Origin of the sequence: Streptomyces sp. VRA16 Mangrove soil, assembly GCF_017377775.1 — a bacterium.
Taxonomy (GTDB): Bacteria; Actinomycetota; Actinomycetes; order Streptomycetales; family Streptomycetaceae; genus Streptomyces.
This window is the reverse complement of the sequence record NZ_JAFVLN010000014.1, coordinates 93,068-110,289: the sequence shown is the minus strand read 5'-3', so window position 1 is coordinate 110,289 and position 17,222 is coordinate 93,068. Positions and strand designations below refer to the sequence as shown.

18 protein-coding genes are annotated in these 17,222 nt (G+C 70.9%); 12 read left to right on the top strand and 6 right to left on the bottom strand.

The window, feature by feature from the left end; all coding sequences use genetic code 11:
• Positions 1–34: 34 nt before the first annotated feature.
• Positions 35–685 carry a thymidine kinase gene (locus J3486_RS31445; RefSeq protein WP_207826438.1) on the top strand — a complete coding sequence of 217 codons (651 nt, stop codon included), beginning with the start codon at positions 35–37 and terminating at the stop codon, positions 683–685.
• A 91-nt stretch (positions 686–776) separates the two neighbouring features.
• Here J3486_RS31445 and J3486_RS31440 read toward each other — a convergent pair whose 3' ends face one another.
• Positions 777–1,553 (bottom strand): VOC family protein, encoded by a 777-nt coding sequence (locus J3486_RS31440; protein WP_207826437.1) that lies wholly within the window; start codon positions 1,551–1,553, stop codon positions 777–779.
• A 282-nt stretch (positions 1,554–1,835) separates the two neighbouring features.
• On the opposite strand from J3486_RS31440, the gene J3486_RS31435 reads away from it, so the two are divergent.
• Positions 1,836–2,693 (top strand): sulfurtransferase, encoded by an 858-nt coding sequence (locus J3486_RS31435; RefSeq protein ID WP_207826435.1) that lies wholly within the window; start codon positions 1,836–1,838, stop codon positions 2,691–2,693.
• An 85-nt stretch (positions 2,694–2,778) separates the two neighbouring features.
• On the opposite strand, the gene sepH is transcribed toward J3486_RS31435, so the two are convergent.
• Complete coding sequence (gene sepH, locus J3486_RS31430) at positions 2,779–3,849, bottom strand: septation protein SepH (RefSeq protein WP_207826433.1); 1,071 nt, start codon at positions 3,847–3,849, stop codon at positions 2,779–2,781.
• A 521-nt stretch (positions 3,850–4,370) separates the two neighbouring features.
• On the opposite strand from sepH, the gene J3486_RS31425 reads away from it, so the two are divergent.
• Positions 4,371–5,666, top strand: a complete 1,296-nt coding sequence (locus J3486_RS31425) for a hypothetical protein (RefSeq protein ID WP_207826432.1) — start codon at positions 4,371–4,373, stop codon at positions 5,664–5,666.
• Between the two features lie 14 nt (positions 5,667–5,680).
• Here J3486_RS31425 and J3486_RS31420 read toward each other — a convergent pair whose 3' ends face one another.
• Positions 5,681–7,018: a D-arabinono-1,4-lactone oxidase gene (locus J3486_RS31420; protein ID WP_207826430.1), complete on the bottom strand. Its 1,338-nt coding sequence runs from the start codon at positions 7,016–7,018 to the stop codon at positions 5,681–5,683.
• On the bottom strand, positions 6,969–8,222 hold the full coding sequence (locus tag J3486_RS31415; RefSeq protein WP_207826650.1) for an MFS transporter: 1,254 nt from the start codon (positions 8,220–8,222) through the stop codon (positions 6,969–6,971). The genes J3486_RS31420 and J3486_RS31415 overlap by 50 nt, the downstream gene beginning before the upstream one ends.
• Before the next feature lie 116 nt (positions 8,223–8,338).
• Here J3486_RS31415 and J3486_RS31410 point away from each other — a divergent pair, with 116 nt between their 5' ends.
• On the top strand, positions 8,339–9,478 hold the full coding sequence (locus J3486_RS31410; RefSeq protein WP_207826428.1) for a ferrochelatase: 1,140 nt from the start codon (positions 8,339–8,341) through the stop codon (positions 9,476–9,478).
• A gap of 30 nt (positions 9,479–9,508) precedes the next feature.
• Entirely contained in the window at positions 9,509–10,306 is a 798-nt protein-coding gene (locus J3486_RS31405) for an inositol monophosphatase family protein (RefSeq protein WP_207826426.1), read from the top strand.
• Between the two features lie 81 nt (positions 10,307–10,387).
• Here the strand turns inward: J3486_RS31405 and J3486_RS31400 are convergent, their stop codons facing one another.
• Positions 10,388–10,561: a hypothetical protein gene (locus tag J3486_RS31400; RefSeq protein WP_181512503.1), complete on the bottom strand. Its 174-nt coding sequence runs from the start codon at positions 10,559–10,561 to the stop codon at positions 10,388–10,390.
• Positions 10,562–10,927: 366 nt separating this feature from the next.
• On the opposite strand from J3486_RS31400, the gene J3486_RS31395 reads away from it, so the two are divergent.
• The 4 genes from J3486_RS31395 to J3486_RS31380 all read left to right on the top strand — a co-directional run bounded on the left by J3486_RS31395 (position 10,928) and on the right by J3486_RS31380 (position 14,605).
• The gene (locus J3486_RS31395) at positions 10,928–11,581 is read left to right on the top strand and encodes a response regulator transcription factor (RefSeq protein WP_207826424.1); all 654 of its coding nucleotides are present in this window, start codon (positions 10,928–10,930) and stop codon (positions 11,579–11,581) included.
• Positions 11,582–11,588: 7 nt separating this feature from the next.
• Positions 11,589–12,842, top strand: coding sequence for a HAMP domain-containing sensor histidine kinase (locus J3486_RS31390; protein ID WP_207826422.1), 1,254 nt, complete (start codon positions 11,589–11,591; stop codon positions 12,840–12,842).
• Positions 12,843–13,269: 427 nt separating this feature from the next.
• Entirely contained in the window at positions 13,270–13,566 is a 297-nt protein-coding gene (locus J3486_RS31385) for a DUF4193 domain-containing protein (RefSeq protein ID WP_018535993.1), read from the top strand.
• Between the two features lie 13 nt (positions 13,567–13,579).
• Positions 13,580–14,605 (top strand): hypothetical protein, encoded by a 1,026-nt coding sequence (locus J3486_RS31380; protein ID WP_207826420.1) that lies wholly within the window; start codon positions 13,580–13,582, stop codon positions 14,603–14,605.
• A gap of 40 nt (positions 14,606–14,645) precedes the next feature.
• On the opposite strand, the gene J3486_RS31375 is transcribed toward J3486_RS31380, so the two are convergent.
• Complete coding sequence (locus J3486_RS31375; protein WP_207826418.1) at positions 14,646–15,098, bottom strand: DUF3093 domain-containing protein; 453 nt, start codon at positions 15,096–15,098, stop codon at positions 14,646–14,648.
• A 58-nt stretch (positions 15,099–15,156) separates the two neighbouring features.
• On the opposite strand from J3486_RS31375, the gene J3486_RS31370 reads away from it, so the two are divergent.
• Genes J3486_RS31370 through J3486_RS31360 form a run of 3 tightly spaced genes read left to right on the top strand, consistent with a single transcriptional unit; the run spans position 15,157 to position 17,031 of the window.
• On the top strand, positions 15,157–15,741 hold the full coding sequence (locus tag J3486_RS31370; RefSeq protein WP_207826416.1) for a PaaI family thioesterase: 585 nt from the start codon (positions 15,157–15,159) through the stop codon (positions 15,739–15,741).
• A complete protein-coding gene (gene dut, locus J3486_RS31365) occupies positions 15,738–16,262 on the top strand; it encodes a dUTP diphosphatase (RefSeq protein ID WP_207826415.1) in 525 nt (174 codons plus the stop codon). The genes J3486_RS31370 and dut overlap by 4 nt, the downstream gene beginning before the upstream one ends.
• A gap of 1 nt (position 16,263) precedes the next feature.
• Positions 16,264–17,031, top strand: a complete 768-nt coding sequence (locus J3486_RS31360) for a DUF3710 domain-containing protein (protein WP_207826414.1) — start codon at positions 16,264–16,266, stop codon at positions 17,029–17,031.
• The last annotated feature ends 191 nt before the right edge of the window (positions 17,032–17,222 follow it).

Below are 17,222 nucleotides of genomic sequence, written 5' to 3'. Positions count from 1 at the left end.
CCCCCGCGCTGATCCGAAAGGTCCTCAACTCCCCATGTCCGAGCTGGTGTTCTTCTCCGGAACGATGAACTGCGGGAAGTCGACCCTGGCGCTGCAGATCGAGCACAACCGCGCCGCGCGCGGGTTGCAGGGGCTCATCTTCACCCGCGACGACCGGGCCGGAGAGGGCAAGCTGTCGTCGCGGCTCGGGCTGGTCACCGACGCGGTCGAGGCCGCGGCGGACCTGGACCTGTATGCCTACGCGGTCACCCAGCTCTCCGGCGGCGAGCGGATCGACTACGCGATCGTGGACGAGGCCCAGTTCCTCGGCGCCGACCAGATCGACCAGCTCGCCCGGATCGTCGACGACCTGGACCTGGACGTCTTCGCCTTCGGTATCACCACCGACTTCCGCGCGAAGCTCTTCCCCGGTTCGCAGCGCCTGCTGGAACTGGCCGACCGGGTGGAGACCCTCCAGGTCGAGAACCTGTGCTGGTGCGGCGCCCGTGCCACCCACAACGCCCGTACGGTGGGCGGCGAGATGGTGGTGGAAGGCGCCCAGGTCGTGGTGGGCGACGTCGCCGAGTCCGACCGCGAGGTCGGCTACGAAGTGCTGTGCCGACGCCACCACCGCAAGCGCATGACCAGCGCGGCGGCCCACGCGGCCGCCCTGTCACCGGAGATGCTCCCCGTCGCTCCGGCCTGAGCCGGGCCCGCCCTGCCAACTGCGTTCACGGGCCGGGGATTCACCCCGGACCACCGAACCTGCGGGGCCGCGGGCCGGGCCGGCCGACCGTTCACTCGCCCTGCGACGCCACCAGGGCGAACCGCGCCCCCTCCGGATCCGCCACCGTCGCCACCCGCCCGTGCGAGCCGTCCCGGGCCGGGCTGACCACATGGCCGCCCAGGTCGGCGACCCGCTCCACGGCCTCGTCGACGTCGGAGACCTCGAAGTACGTCATCCAGTGCGAGCCGCGGTCGCGGGGCAGAGCGTGTCCGACCCCGTGCACGGACGCCACCGGGTGCCCCTCCAGGCGCAGCGTCAGATGGTCGAAGTCGGCGGAGACGACGGCCTCTTCGGCGTATCCGAAGACCGCCTGGTAGAACTTGGCGACGCTCGCGGTCTCCGACGTCACCAGCTCGTTCCACGCCACCGAGCCGGGCACCCCGGTCACCGCCATGCCCAGGTGCGCGGCCGCCTGCCACAGGCCGAACACCGAGCCCACCGGGTCGGAGGCGATCGCCAGCCGGCCCGCCTCACCGGCGTCCAGCGGGCCGACGCCCACCGTGCCGCCGCAGTGCCGCACCGACTCGGCCGCCGTGTCCACGTCGTCCGCCGCCAGATACGGCGTCCAGGCGACCGGCAGATGACGGTCCGGTGGCAGCTGGCCGATGCCGGCCACCTCCGCGCCGTCGAGGAGGGCCCGGACGTAGGGGCCGAGCTGCTGTGGTCCTGGCCTGAACTCCCAGCCGAACAGTGCCCCGTAGAAGTCCTGCGTCGCCGCCATGTCGTGCACCATCAGGCTCACCCAGCAGGGCGTGCCGGGTACGCGCCGGGCTGCTGCCTCGGTCATCGTCACTCTCTCCTCGGACTTCTCGGGCCAGAACCCTCGGGCCCTCACCAGGGCTCCCATGTGTCGCATCGCGCCCGTGCTGATGGTGGCACCCCGTGCCGCGCGGCGCTTCCTGACCGCGCCGAGACCGCCGGACTCCCGCAGAGGATGCCCGAAACGGTGTTTCGCGGACGTTGCCGCGCCGTGACCCGTCCGTGTCCGACCGATCGACGCTGCGTAGTCGATCGAGCACGCTATCCGAACCGGGCCGCTCCGGCCAGACCATGAGCAAGGATGGCCCTCATGAATGCCATCATCACCGCATCCGAACTTGACAGCGAGTTGGCGGGGGAGCGGCCTCCCGTCGTGCTCGACATCCGTTGGCAGCTCAGCCTCGCGAAGGCCTCGGGCGCCCCGGAATTCGACGGCAGGGCCGAGTACGCGGCAGGTCACGTCCCTGGCGCGGTCTTCATCGACCTCGACAGGGAGCTGGCCGGCGCGGCGGGTCCCGGAACCGGCCGCCACCCCCTTCCCGACCTCGCCGTGTTCGGTGCCGCCGTACGCGCAGCGGGCGTGTCGGCGGACCGCGACGTCGTTGTCTACGACGGCGGCCAGGGCTGGGCCGCGGCCCGCGCCTGGTGGCTGCTGCGCTGGACGGGTCACCCGTCCGTGCGGGTCCTCGACGGCGGCCTGCCCACCTGGGAAGGACCTCTGGAGACGGCGACTCCGGCGCCGGAACCGGGCGACTTCGTCCCTGCACCCGGTGCCACCGGCCTCCTCGACGCGGACGCGGCGGCCGCGCTGGCCCGCTCCGGCCTCCTCCTGGACGCCCGAGCCGCCGAGCGCTACCGGGGCGACGTGGAGCCCATCGACCGCGTCGGCGGCCACATCCCGGGCGCGGTGTCGGCCCCGACCACCGAGAACGTCGCCCCCGACGGCCGCTTCCTGGGCGCGGACGTCCTCACCGAGCGCTTCAAGGCCCTCGGCGCGACCGGGGACCCCGGCCAGGTCGGCGTCTACTGCGGTTCCGGCGTCTCGGGCGCCCACGAGGTCCTGGCGCTCGCGGTCGCCGGGATCGACGCGCAGCTGTACGTCGGCTCGTGGTCGCAGTGGTCGGCGGACGAGTCCCGCCCGGTGGCGAAGGGCCCGGACCCTCAGTAGCCGTTCCCCGGTACGCGGTTGAGGGCCCACGGCGCTGAACGCCCCGGGCCCTCTCCACGTACCTACGGGTGCGGGCCGGTCCTGCCTAGTCCTGCTTCTTGCGGCGCGTGCCGAACACGATCTCGTCCCAGCTCGGCACCGCGGCCCGGCGCCCGGGTCGGACGCCGTCGGCCTCCGCCTGGCGGTCGGTGGTGCCGGTCAGGCGGTCCCGGTGGCCCGCCACGGAACGCGGCATCAGCACGTCCGCGTACGCGGCTCCCGCGCCGGCCGACGCGGCGGGCGCCGGCGGCTCCTCGACCTCGGCGGCCGCGGGCGGCTCCGGCTCCTCCTGCGGCGGTTCGGGCGCCGCCGTCGGGCGGTCGGGCACCACGATGTCGCCGCGGTAACTGGGCACCGCCTCCAGGAGGCTGGTCAGCGAGTCGCGCTCCGAGGAGGAGGCGATCGCCGGGAGGTTGTCCTCCGCGGGCGGCTCCGGGGGTGCCGGGCGCTCCAACTGCCGGTCCAGGGCGCGGTCGAGCGGCCTGTCCCTGGGCAGCCGTGCGATGCGCGGCACGAACGGGAACGTGGGCTCGGGCGCGCCGATGTCGTCGCTCTCGCCGATCAGCGAGCGCGCCTCGTCGTCCACGGCCTGGACGAGCCTGCGGGGCGGGTCGTACGTCCAGCTCGCCGAGTGCGGTTCGCCCGCGACCCGGTAGACGAGCAGGACTTCCCAGGTGCCGTCGTCACGGCGCCAGGAGTCCCACTGGACGGTTTCCTTGTCGGCGCCGCGCAGCAGGAGTCGCTCCTGCACCGCCTCGCCGAGCTGAGGGCCGGTGGTCTCGCCCGGACGGCGCACGGGAGTCTTCCTGGCCCGCTCGGCCATGAACGCACGCTCCGCGAGCACGGGGCCCTCGAAACGGCGTACGCGGTCGACCGGAATACCGGCGAGCTGGGCGACTTCCTCCGCGGACGCGCCTGCTCGTATCCGGGCCTGGATGTCACGCGGGCGGAGGTGGGACTCCACCTCGATCTCGATCTGGCCGAGACGCGGACGGTCGCCGCGCACGGCGGCCCGGAGGCGCTCGTCGATCGGAAGCGTGTACTCCGTGCTGTCCGCAGCCTTCAGCACCAGCCGTGTGCCGTCGTTAGAGACGGCCACGACACGCAGTTCGGGCATGGGGACCTCCCGGGTGGTGCCTGCCGACGTCACGTGCGTCGCTGCTTCCGCTAGTCGAGTGTGGCCTGCCCGGGTGCAGCCTGCCACAACCTTGCCGAGTTGCCCGGCGTGTCGGGCATGGACCCAAGATCGCCGTTATGGCACGGTTACCTATTCGCAACGCTAAGTGACCGAGTTCGTCACCCTGTGCAACGAGCCCCCTCCCGGCGGTCCTGGAAGGCCCCGGTACACCCTGGCGGGAGACCGGACCCAGGGCTCGCAACAGTACTCCATTCGGGCCACTTGCGTGGATCGGCACGCCGCTCAACTTCTCACAGGGGGTGGGAGTTGGGCATGGGGCGTCGATCGGCCGTGCCCGATTCATGGCGGAAGTGCGTGGCGTGCTTCACGAAATCTGCAGAACTGGAACTGGTGACTCCTGTCATACGTCCCTATCTCATGTGACACAGGAAGTTCACGTAGCCTCGGGAGCTTCCACATGAAACAAGTGGGATGTTGAGAAAGGCAGGACAGGTCGGGAGATGGGCGAAAAGCCGGAAAACTCCAAGGACGATCAGGGAGAGCCCAAGGAGAAGAAGCGGCTGGATCTGAGCGTGCCTCAGGTGGCGGGCAGTGCGGTGGCGGCGGTCGTGGCCGCCAAGCTCGCCTCCGGTCTCGGCGTCTACGGGACGATCCTGGGCGCCGGCGTGGTCAGCGCCCTCGCCACCTGTGGCGGCACGGTCTTCCAGCACTTCTTCCGCCGTACGGGAGAGCAGATACGCGACGTCGCCGTGACCGCCAAGCCCAAGGGGCGGCAGGTCCCGGTGACGGCAGAGGGACGCCCCGTCCCGCGCACGTTCCGCTCCGACGCCTCCATGGACGCCACGCGGGCCATGGTCACGGGCGACAGGCCGCCCGCGCCGCGCACCGCGCCGGGCGCGGTGCCCGCCACCACCACCTGGGGCAGGCCGGTGACCGCGGACGCCGACGCGACGACCGTGCTGCCGCAGGCGGTCACCGGCGCCGGTGGGACCGCCGCGGGTTCGGCGGCCGAGTCCGACAGGACACAGCTGCTCGACACCGGCGCGGTCGCCGATCTGCTGGCCGGAACCGACACCGAACCCGGCGTCGACACCGGAGCCGGCACCGCCATGGGCGTCGGTGACGACGCGACCCGGATGCTCGGCACGGTGGGCCCGGCGGACCCGGACAGGACCCGACTCCTCGACGCCGGGCCCGTGGACGAGGCCACGCGCCTGCTGCGCCCCGTGGGCGAAGGCTCCGGACGGGCGCCCGCCGACCCGGAGTTCGCCGACGAGGAGTTCACCGACGGCACCGTTCACCGCGCGCGCGTCAAGAGCTGGAAGCGGCCGTTGATCGCCGCGGCCCTCGTCTTCGGCGTCACCATGGGCGGCATCACCACGTACGAGCTGGTGAGCGGCCAGAGCTTCAGCGGCGACGGCAGGAGCACCACGATCGGCGACGCCTTCAAGGGGCACAACGCGTCGTCCGGCAGCGATACCGACCCGTCGACCGGCACCTCCCCGACGCCCTCCGACGACAGCGGCACCGGCTCGGGCAACGGCACGCAGAACGGCGACGACCCGGCCACGGACGGCAACTCGTCGCCCACGCCGACGCCGAGCGGCAGCAGCGACTCCGGTACCGGGAGCGGCTCGGACACCGGCTCCGACACGGGCTCCGGGTCCGACACCGGCGCCGGCTCAGGCGACGACGGTTCGTCGTCGACCCCGACGCCCACGCCGACCCCGTCGCAGAGCGCGGGCGCGGAGACCGGCGCGACCGGTGACACCGGCGCGCAGACGTCGGGGGAGTAGCCCCCGGGGCGCGGTCAGTCGCCGAGGACCCGGCGCAGGTAGGCGTTGCCGAACAGGCGGTCCGGGTCCAGGCGGTCGCGCAGCTTCGTGAACTCGCCGAAGCGCGGGTACGCCTGCGCGAAGTACTCGGCGTCGCGGGTGTGCACCTTGCCCCAGTGCGGGCGCCCCTCGTGCGCGGTGAAGATCCGCTCGGCGGCGGTGAAGTACCGCTGGTACGGGGTGCCCTTGTACATGTGGACGGCGATGTACGCGCTGTCCCGGCCGGACGCGGTGGAGAGCGCGATGTCGTCGGCCGGGGCGGTGCGGACCTCCACGGGGAAGCTGACGCGCAGGTTCGAGCGTTCCACCATGGACTTCAGCTCGCGCAGCGTCTCCACGAGGGCCTCACGCGGAACCGCGTACTCCATCTCCACGAAGCGCACCCGGCGCGGAGATGTGAAGACCTTGTAGGGGATGTCGGTGTACGTCCGGGCCGACAGCGCCTTGCTGGAGATCTTGGCGATGGCCGGAATCGTGGCCGGCACGGCCCTGCCGATCGAATTCACCACCTGGAACAGACCGTTGGAGAGGATCTCGTCCTCCCACAGGCTGCTGATCGCCGACACGGGCGCCTCGGGGCCCGCGCTGCGGTTGTTGCGCTTGGTGTTGCAGTTGCCGGTGTGCGGGAACCAGTAGAACTCGAAGTGCTCGTTCTCCGCGTGCAGCTCGTCGAAGTCCGCGAGCACCTGGTCGAAGCCCATCGGCTCCTCGCGCGCGGTGAGCAGGAAGAGCGGCTCGACGGCGAACGTGATCGCCGTGACGATGCCGAGGGCGCCCAGGCCGATCCGGGCGGCGGCGAAGACCGCGCGTTCTTCGTCGGTCCCGTCAGCGGAGCAGGTGAGCAGCTCACCGCTCGCCGTGACCAGCTCAAGTCCCTTGATCTGCGCGGCGATGGAGGCCGAATCGCGGCCCGTGCCGTGGGTGCCGGTGCTGGTGGCGCCGGAGACGGTCTGCTCCATGATGTCGCCCATGTTCGTGAGCGACAGGCCCTCACGGGCCAGAGCCATGTTGAGACGCTTGAGCGGGGTACCGGCCTCGACCGTGACCGTGCCGTTCTCCCGGTCGATGGTGCGTATACCGGTCAACAGTTGAGGACGGATCAACACACCGTCGGTCGCGGCCGCCGCGGTGAAGGAGTGGCCGGTGCCGACGGCCTTGACCTTGAGGCCGTCCGCCGCCGCCGCGCGCACGGCGGCGGTCAGTTCCTCGACCGACGCGGGCGTCACCTCGCGCGCGGGACGGGAGACGACGTTCCCCGCCCAGTTACGCCACGCTTCGCTGCTCTTCTTGCTGCCCGTCTGCGCCGTGCTCATCGGTAGTTCCTCCCCGCTGCGGAACCGGCTGCTTCAGCCGGCGGTAGCCCAGGAACGCGATCACGACCGCGACGGCGCCGGAGACTCCCGGCACCCCGTACCCGGCCTTCGCACCGGCGGCGTCGATCACCCAGCCGGCCACGGAGGAGCCGAGCGCGACACCGACCGCGAGTCCGGTGCTCACCCAGGTCATGCCCTCGGTCAGTTTCGCGCGTGGTACGTGCTGCTCGACGAGGGCCATCGTCGTGATCATCGTCGGAGCGATGGACAGGCCCGCTACGAAGAGCGCCACGGCCAGGAGCGACAGGTTCCCGACCAGTTGGAGGGGGATCATACTCACGGCCATCGCGACGACACCCACCAGCCACCTGCGCGCGGGCGCCCCCTTGAAGTGCAGCAGTCCGAACACCGCACCCGCCACACAGGACCCGGCCGCGTACACCGCGAGGACGACGCTCGCCAGCGACTTGTGCCCCTGGTCCTCCGCGAAGGCGACCGTCACCACGTCGACGGAGCCGAAGATCGCGCCCGTCGCCACGAAGGTGCCCACCAGAACCTGCAGCCCGCGCGCGCGGAGCGCCGATCCGCCGCTGTGCTGGGTGCGGGGGTGCGGCGCCGGTTCGGTGGCGCGCTGGCCGGTCAGCCAGAAGACGCCGGCCGCGAGGAAACAACCCGCGAGCAGCGGCCCCGCCTCCGGGAACCACGCGGTGGACAGGCCGATCGAGATGATCGGCCCGAAGATGAAGCACACCTCGTCGACGACCGATTCGAACGAGTACGCGGTGTGCAGCTGGCGCGGGGTGTCCCCGTAGAGCACCGCCCACCGCGCGCGGATCATCGAACCGACGCTCGGCACGCAGCCGATGAACGCGGCGGACAGGAAGAGTGTCCAGTCCGGTGCCTCGTACTTGGCGCACAGCAGCATCGCCGTGACCGCCACCAGCGAGACGAGCGTGGCCGGGCGCAGTACGCGCCGCTGTCCGTACTGGTCGACGAGCCGAGAGATCTGCGGGCCGATCGCGGCCGCGGACAGCGCCACCGTCGCCGACAGCGCCCCCGCGAGGCCGTAGCGCCCGGTCAGCTGCGAGACCATCGTGACGATCCCGATGCCCATCATCGACAGGGGCATCCGGCCCAGGAACCCGGCGAGGGAGAAGCTCTTGGTGCCGGGCAGGGCGAATATGGCGCGGTACGGGCTGGGCAACACGACTCCGATGAGGCCGGTAAGGCATAAAACTGGTTGACACAGCTTACGCGTGTCATGGTTCGTGCGGCATGCCGGTTTTCCGCCTGTCAGTGGCGGGTGGCAGGATCGAACACATGCCAGAAGAGCACGCTGCCGGCCTCGACGCCCGCCCCTACGACGCCCTGCTCCTGCTCTCCTTCGGAGGGCCCGAGGGACCCGACGACGTCGTCCCGTTCCTGGAGAACGTGACGAAGGGTCGCGGCATCCCCAAGGAGCGGCTCAAGGAGGTCGGGCAGCACTACTTCCTGTTCGGCGGGGTCAGCCCGATCAACGAGCAGAACAGGGCGCTGCTCGACGCCCTGCGCAAGGACTTCGCCGACCACGGCCTGGACCTGCCCGTGTACTGGGGCAACCGCAACTGGGCGCCCTACCTGACCGACACCCTGCGCGAGATGGTCACCGACGGCCACCGCCGCATCCTGGTCCTCGCCACCAGCGCGTACGCCTCGTACTCGGGCTGCCGCCAGTACCGCGAGAACCTGGCGGACTCGCTCGCCGCCCTTGAGGCCGAGGGCCTGGAGCTGCCGAAGATCGACAAGCTGCGGCACTACTTCAACCACCCCGGCTTCGTACGCCCCATGATCGACGGCGTCCTGAAGTCCCTCGCCGAGCTCCCCGAGGGCGTGCGCGACGGCGCCCACATCGCCTTCACCACGCACTCCATCCCCACGGCCGCGGCCGACGGCTCGGGCCCCGTCGAAGCCCACGGCGACGGCGGCGCGTACGTGAAGCAGCACCTGGACGTCGCGCGGCTGATCGCCGACGCCGTCCGCGAGGAGACCGGCGTCGACCACCCCTGGCAGCTCGTCTACCAGTCGCGCTCCGGCGCCCCGCACATCCCGTGGCTGGAGCCCGACATCTGCGACCACCTGGACGAGCGGAAGGGCGCCGGCGTGCCCGCGGTCGTCATGGCCCCCATCGGGTTCGTCTCGGACCACATGGAGGTCCTCTACGACCTCGACACCGAGGCCAAGGCGAAGGCCGAGGAGATCGGCCTGCCCGTGCGCCGTTCCGCGACCGTCGGCGCCGACCCGCGTTTCGCCGCCGCCGTACGGGAGTTGATCGTGGAGCGCGCCGCGAGCGAGAGCGGCGCGGCCGTCACGCCGTGCGCACTGGGCGCGCTCGGCGCGAGTCACGACCTGTGCCCGGTGGGCTGCTGCCCGGCCCGCGCCCTCAGGCCCGCGGCCGCGGGCGCCGACAGCCCGTACGCGTAGCGAAGCACCGAGAGGACAAGGGACACCGCTGTGACCGAACTGAAGGCAGAGCTTCTCGACGTCGCCCTGGAGGCGGCGGCCCGCGCGGGCGCCTTCCTGCGTGACGGCCGCCCGGACGACCTGGGCGTCGCCGCCACCAAGACGAGCGCCGTCGACGTCGTCACCGAGATGGACATCGCCTCCGAGAAGCTGATCACGGACTTCCTCGCCGAGCGCCGTCCCGACGACGGCGTGCTCGGCGAGGAGGGCGCCGCCACCGAGGGCACCAGCGGCGTCGAGTGGGTGATCGACCCCATCGACGGGACGGTCAACTACCTTTACGGGCGCCCCGATTGGTCCGTCTCCATCGCGGCTCGCAAGGACGGCGAGACGATCGTCGGGGTGGTCGCGGCGCCGATGCGCGGCGAGACCTACCGCGCCGTCCTCGGCGGCGGCGCGTTCGTGAACGACAAGCCCGCCCGCGTGCGCGTGGCACCCCCTTTCGAACAGGCCCTGGTCGGCACCGGATTCGGCTACCTGGAGAACCGACGGGTCCATCAGGCGGATGTCGTACGGGAGTTGATCCCGCGCGTGCGCGACATCCGGCGCGGCGGATCGGCCGCCATCGACCTGTGCGACGTGGCGACGGGCCGCCTGGACGCGTACTACGAACGCGGCCTGAATCCCTGGGACTTCGCGGCCGGTGACCTCATCGCGCGCGAGGCGGGCGCCCTGACCGGTGGCCGCCCCGGCGTCGTCGCCTCGCCCGAACTGACCGTCGCGGCCCCGCCCGGCCTCTTCGAGGCGCTCCAGGGCCGCCTGGAGGAGCTCGGCGCCTGGCACGACTGAGCGCGCACAGGAGAAGGCCCCGGCGCCCGCCTGGATCGAACCGGGCGCCGGGGCCTCTTGGTGCGCTGTGTGCCGTACGGGTCAGACGCTCGAGGCGTGGATCTCCACGCCGTGCTCGGCGGCGAGGCGGTGGAGGTCGTCCAGCTCGCCCTGCTCGACCTCGGCAAGGAAGTCGTCGCCGGTCTCGCGCGCCCGCGTCAGGTCGGTTTCGGCCGCCTTGATGCGCTGCAGCAGTCCTGCGGTGAATGCGTCCATGGTTGCGCCCCCTCGTCCTGGGTCGTGGGTCGGTGGCACGGGGGTGTGCCCTGTGGAAGGGGCGATCACGTCCCGAGCCGCTCTGCGGAAGCGGACTCGACAGCGGCTCGTGGCATGCCACATACAAAGCGTGATCGCGGGTGTAGTGCCGTCCTCCCCACGCTCCCTTCCGGAGAAACCTCGCCCGGTCGGAAACTCGGAGAAAATCCCGTACTCCCCGGACGCCAGGCCGCCTTACAGCCGGTTTATGGCCGAAAGGGGCAGGATGGGGGCCACAACCCTGTGACCGGACCTGTCCACGTGCGCCCGAGTGCTGTCCGTGGCCGGTCCAAAGGCTTAGCTGCCTGAGTGGAAAGGACAAGCGACGTGCGCGTACTCGTCGTCGAGGACGAGCAGCTGCTCGCCGATGCGGTGGCCACCGGACTGCGCCGGGAGGCCATGGCCGTCGACGTCGTGTACGACGGTGCGGCCGCCCTGGAGCGCATCGGCGTCAACGACTACGACGTGGTCGTCCTCGATCGTGACCTCCCGCTCGTGCACGGCGACGACGTCGCCCGCAAGATCGTGGAGCTGGGCATGGCCACCCGCATCCTGATGCTGACCGCCTCCGGCGACGTCAGCGACCGGGTGGAGGGCCTGGAGCTCGGCGCGGACGACTATCTCCCCAAGCCCTTCGCGTTCAGCGAGCTGACCGCCCGTGTCCGGGCGCTCGGACGCCGTACGAGCGTGCCGCTGCCGCCCGTCCTGGAGCGGGCGGGCATCAAGCTCGACCCGAACCGCCGCGAGGTGTTCCGCGACGGCAAGGAGATCCAGCTCGCCCCCAAGGAGTTCGCCGTCCTGGAGGTGCTGCTGCGCAGCGAGGGCGCCGTCGTCTCGGCGGAGCAGCTCCTGGAGAAGGCCTGGGACGAGAACACGGACCCGTTCACGAACGTCGTCCGCGTCACCGTGATGACCCTGCGCCGCAAGCTCGGCGAGCCCGCCGTCATCGTCACCGTGCCGGGCTCCGGATACCGGATCTGATCTCTCGATGGCCTCTTCACCCGCGCCGCCGAAGCCCTCGGCGCCACCCAAGCCGACCTGGATGCCGGGACCGAAGGACGACGCGCCCTTCCCCTGGCTGCGCCCCACCATCCGCATAAGGCTCACGCTCCTCTACGGAGGCATGTTCCTGATCGCGGGCATCCTGCTGCTGTCGATCATCTATCTGCTCGCGGCACAGGCACTGAATGTGGGCAGCGAGCTGCCGTTCAAGATCGTCAAGAACGACAACGGCGTCAGCATCATCAGCAGTGTCTGCACGTTCCCGTCGAACCCGTCGGACTCGCAGCTGAACGACGCGCTGAGCACCTGCGTCAACCAGCAGCGCCAGCACGCCCTCGACGTCCTGCTGAGCCGCTCCCTGATGGCGCTGCTCGGCCTCGCGATCATCGCCTTCGCCTTCGGCTACGCGATGGCGGGCCGCGTCCTGTCCCCGCTCGGCCGCATCACGCGCACCGCGCGCCGCGTGGCCGGCACCGACCTGACGCGCCGCATCGAGCTGGACGGGCCGGACGACGAGCTCAAGGAGCTGTCGGACACCTTCGACGACATGCTCGACCGCCTGGAGCGGGCCTTCACGGCGCAGCAGCGCTTCGTCGGCAACGCCTCGCACGAGCTGCGCACACCGCTCGCGATCAACCGGACCCTCCTGGAGGTCCATCTCTCCGATCCGGGCGCCCCTGTCGAACTCCAGCAGCTCGGCAAGACGCTGCTGGCCACCAACGAGCGCAGTGAGCAGCTCGTGGAGGGCCTGCTGCTGCTCGCCCGCAGCGACAACCAGATCGTGGAGCGCAAGCCCGTGAACCTGGCGGAGGTCGCCTCCCAGGCGATCGACCAGGCCAGGTCCGAGGCCGACGACAAGGGCGTGGAGATCCGCGGCGAGCGCAAGGAAGCGGTCGTCCAGGGCAACGGCGTACTGCTGGAGCGGATCGCGCTGAACCTCGTACAGAACGCGATCCGCTACAACGTCCCCGAAGGCGGCTGGGTCGAGGTCGACACCGAGGCGCAGCACGGCCAGGCGGTGCTCGTCGTCGCCAACACCGGGCCCGTGGTCCCCGCCTACGAGATCGACAACCTCTTCGAGCCGTTCCGGCGGCTGCGCACCGAGCGGACCGGCAGCGACAAGGGCGTGGGCCTCGGTCTGTCCATCGCGCGGTCCGTGGCGCGCGCCCACGGCGGGCGTATCGCCGCCGAGCCCCGCGAAGGGGGTGGCCTCGTGATGCGCGTCACCCTGCCGCTCTAGGAGGGTTCGACGTGCGCGGCGCGTGCGGATCTGACATGCTTCCGCCGACGCGCTGACGGAGTTCGCTTTTAGCGGAATTTTCGGGACCTGCGCCCGGAGAATCCGTGTGTGATCGATCACATGGGCGAATTTCCGGCCATCTACTCTCCGTGATCGCACAAGGCGTCGGAAAGCCTGGAAAATCCGGGTTTTCGGGCGCCTTGATCACGGGAAGTACACGGGATGGCGCTCGTGCAGTGCGACATGTGGACCGTGTACGGTCCCGTTCGCCACCCAAGCTGATCACTCTCGAGGGATCCGGTTGGGTGTCGATTGAGTAACAGACCTTGATGTGAGGCAAAATCTCCGCCTCAGGTCGGGCACAAGTCCGGCCTCTCATGCGTTACGTGCGCTGAGACACCGCAGACACCCAGAGGGGGAGAGCGACATGGCAACGGATTACGACACCCCACGCAAGACCGATGACGACCTCAACGAGGACAGCATCGAAGAGCTGAAGTCCCGGCGGAACGACAAGTCCGCGTCGAACGTCGACGTGGACGAGTTCGAGGCGGCCGAGGGCCTGGAGCTCCCGGGCGCCGACCTCTCGAACGAGGAGTTGGCCGTCCGCGTCCTGCCCAAGCAGCAGGACGAGTTCACCTGCATGAGCTGCTTCCTTGTGCACCACCGGAGCCAGCTCGCGCGGGAGAAGAACGGGCAGCCGATCTGCCGCGACTGCGACTGAGGCAGGGTCGGGCATGACCGGCTCGACCCCGCCCTGGAAGCGCCGCACCTGGACCAAGCGCCGGGACGCGGTACAAGGCCCGTCAGAGGCCGTGCGTGACGACGAGCGAGGCTCTTTCCCCGAGGCCCCCGGTGGCCCCGGTGAAGCGGCCTCGCTCGAATCGGCGGACGGACACGAGGCGACGGGCGATCTGGCGGCGGCCGCGGCAGCGGACGCCGTCGACGCCGTCGAGGTGAGCGAGGCCGAGGCGGCCTCGGGCACCGAGACCAGAGCACAGCTCGCCCGGCGCCGGGCGAGTGCCGTCAAGGACGGCGTGCGCCGCAGTGGCGACGTCGCCCGGGCGAGCATGGCCAGGAGCGGCAGTGTCGCGCGCCTGGGGGTGACCAGGAGCGCCGCCGCGGCCAAGGCCGGCATCGGCTATCTCGCCGACCAGATCATCAAGAACGCGCCACGGGTACCCGTACGGGACCTGGCGACCCTCCGCAGGCAGTTCCCGGGCCTCACGCCCGAGCAGCTCGCGGACAAACTCGTCACCGGCGCGGCGAACGCGACCTCGACCGTGGGCGCCGGAGTGGGCGCCGCGGCCATGCTGCCGGTACCGCCCGCGATGCCGACCGAACTGGCCACGGAGATCACCGGCGTGGCCGCCATCGAGCTGAAGCTCATCGCCGAGCTGTACGAGGTCTACGGGGTGCGCCCGCCGGGCGGCCTCAAGGACCGCACCACGACCTATCTGAGCTCGTGGTCCGACGAGCGCGGCATCGACGTGCGCAAACCCGCGACGATCAACGTGGCGCTGGGCGGCCAGATGAAGCGCGAGCTGCGCCAGCAGATCATGAAACGCATGGTGCGCAATCTGCCGATGCTCACTCCGTTCCTGATCGGCGCCGCCGTCGGAGCGGCCATGAACCGGCGCGACACCAGGAAGCTCGCCGAGCGCATCCGCAAGGACCTGCGGGCCGTCCAGGTGCCGTGGGACGCACTCGCCGACCTGCCGCCCCTGGAGGCCCCGGAGAACCCCCTGGAGCTGGAGGCCTGAGCCCCCTGGCGCAGCCCGGGGAAGAGCTCGGAGAGGGCCCTCAGGCGCCCGCGCCGAGAGCCTTTGCCAAAGCTTCAGGTTCACGGGTCGAGAGGTACACGTACGGGGTCGGGTCCTGCGGGTCCGTGATCTCGGCGCGCACCGCCGTCGGGACGTAGCTGCGCAGCAGCATGAACGCGCGCGGGTCCGCCTTGTGCGTTCGCCAGGCGCGGGCCTCTTCCGCATCGAGAATGTGCACGTCACCGAGGGCGGAGAGCGGAATCTTGGCGTCGCCCGCGACCAGCGAGTCGCCCACGACGCGGATCCGGATCGAGCCGTACGAGCTGGTGATCACGGCCGCCACCAGCAGGCCCGCGACGAAGCCGCCGAGCAGCGGCAGCGTGCCGAAGGGCAGCGCGACGATGCCGCAGGCGAGACCCACGAGGAATGTGACGAGCCACCACGAACGGGGCGCGGTGAGTCGTTCTTCGTAAGGCGTCGTCGAGAGCTCCATGCGGACAAGCTTGGCACGATGCGTGAACCCTCAGGACTCGCGGGTAAGGTCTGCGCCTGTGAGTGGTACTTCAGCAGCTCTGACGCCCCCGGCCGACGCCATAGCCCCGGTGCGGCACCCCGACGCGCCCGCCCCCGGCGAGCTCCTCGGCGCCCACTACGGACACTGCTTCGGCTGCGGTGACGAACAGCCGCACGGGCTGCACCTGGAGGCGCGGGCCGGCGAGGGTGTGACCGTGACCGCCGAGTTCACCGTGCGCCCGGCGCACCAGGGCGCGCCCGGTCTCGCCCACGGCGGGCTGCTGGCCACCGCGCTCGACGAGACGCTCGGCTCGCTGAACTGGCTGACGCAGACCATCGCCGTCACCGGCCGCCTGGAGACGGACTATGTGCTGCCCGTGCCCGTGGGCACCGTGCTGCATCTGTCCGCCGAGATCACCGCCGTCGCCGGACGCAAGATCTACTCGACCGCGACCGGCAGGATCGGCGGCCCCGACGGGCCGGTCGCCGTCCGTGCCGACGCCCTCTTCATCGAGGTGAAGGTCGACCACTTCATCGACAACGGCCGCCAGGAAGAGATCCAGGCGGCCATGAGCGACCCGGACCAGCTCCGGCGTGCCCGTGCCTTCGAGGTGAACCCGTGACGCTTGACGTACTCATCCGGCGCGTCGATCCCGACGTGCCCCTGCCCGCGTACGCGCACCCGGGCGACGCCGGCGCCGATCTGCGGACCACTGAGGCGTGCGAGATCGCACCCGGCGAGCGGGTCGTCCTGCCGACCGGAGTGTCTGTCGCGCTGCCCGAGGGGTACGCGGCCTTCGTGCACCCGCGATCCGGTCTCGCCGCCCGCTGCGGTGTCGCCCTGGTGAATGCCCCGGGGACGGTGGATGCCGGGTACCGTGGGGAGATCAAGGTGATCGTGGTGAATCTCGACCCGCGCGAGAGCGTGCGGTTCGAGCGCTTCGACCGGATTGCCCAACTGGTCGTCCAGCAGGTCGAGAGGGTCCGCTTCCAGGAGGTCGCGGAGCTTCCCGAATCGGTGCGGGCCGAGGGGGGCTTCGGGTCCACCGGCGGGCATGCATCTGTGGGCTCCGCCGAGGGCTCGGACGGTCAAAAGGGTGGGAATCGATACGCTTCGGTCGTATCCGACCGGGAAGGACAGTGACGTGTTCGGACGTCGCAAGAAGAACAGCTCCGCTGACGACGCAGTGGACGCGGCGGGCGAGGCCGAGCAGGTCGTCGACAGCGTCGACAGTGCCGACGAGGCCGAGTCGGAGCGTGTCCGGCTCGAGCCCGAGCCGCGTCCCGACGGCCCCTGGGACGACTCCGAGGTCCGTGAGCCCGGCGAGGGCCGGGTCGACCTCGGTGGACTCTTCGTCCCCGGTGTCGAGGGCATGGAGCTGCGCGTCGAGGTCGCGGGTGACGCGATCGTCGCGGCGACCGTCGTCCTCCAGGACAGCGCGATCCAGCTGCAGGCCTTCGCCGCCCCCAAGAAGGAGGGCATCTGGGGCGAGGTCCGCGAGGAGATCGCCACGGGCATCACTCAGCAGGGTGGTGTCATCGACGAGGTCGAGGGTTCGCTCGGCTGGGAGCTGCGCGCCCAGGTGCCGGTGCAGCTGCCCGACGGGACGGGCGGCTTCCAGGTCGTCCGGTTCATCGGTGTGGACGGCCCGCGCTGGTTCCTGCGCGGCGTGATCTCCGGCCAGGGCGCGGTGCAGCCGCAGGCCGCGGGCCTGCTGGAGCAGATCTTCCGTGACACGGTCGTGGTGCGCGGCGAGGGCCCGATGGCCCCGCGCGACCCGATCGTCCTCAAGCTCCCGGACGACGCGCAGATGGTCGCCGAGGGCGCCGGTCAGGACGCCCAGGAGGGCTCGCGCTTCGGCGGCGGCATGGGCCAGCTGGCCCGTGGCCCGGAGATCACCGAAGTGCGCTGACGCACTACAGCTGTTGTACGTGGCCGGGGGCCACGCGTCCTTCGGGATGCGTGGCCCCCGGCCTTTCCGCGTGCCCGTCTTTCCGTGTACCCGTCTTTCCGTGTCCCGGTCCTCCTGTGTCTCTCCTGCTGTGTCCCTCCTTCTGTGTCCCGGGCCGCTCAACTGCCTTTCTTTCTTCAGGTATTGACGGA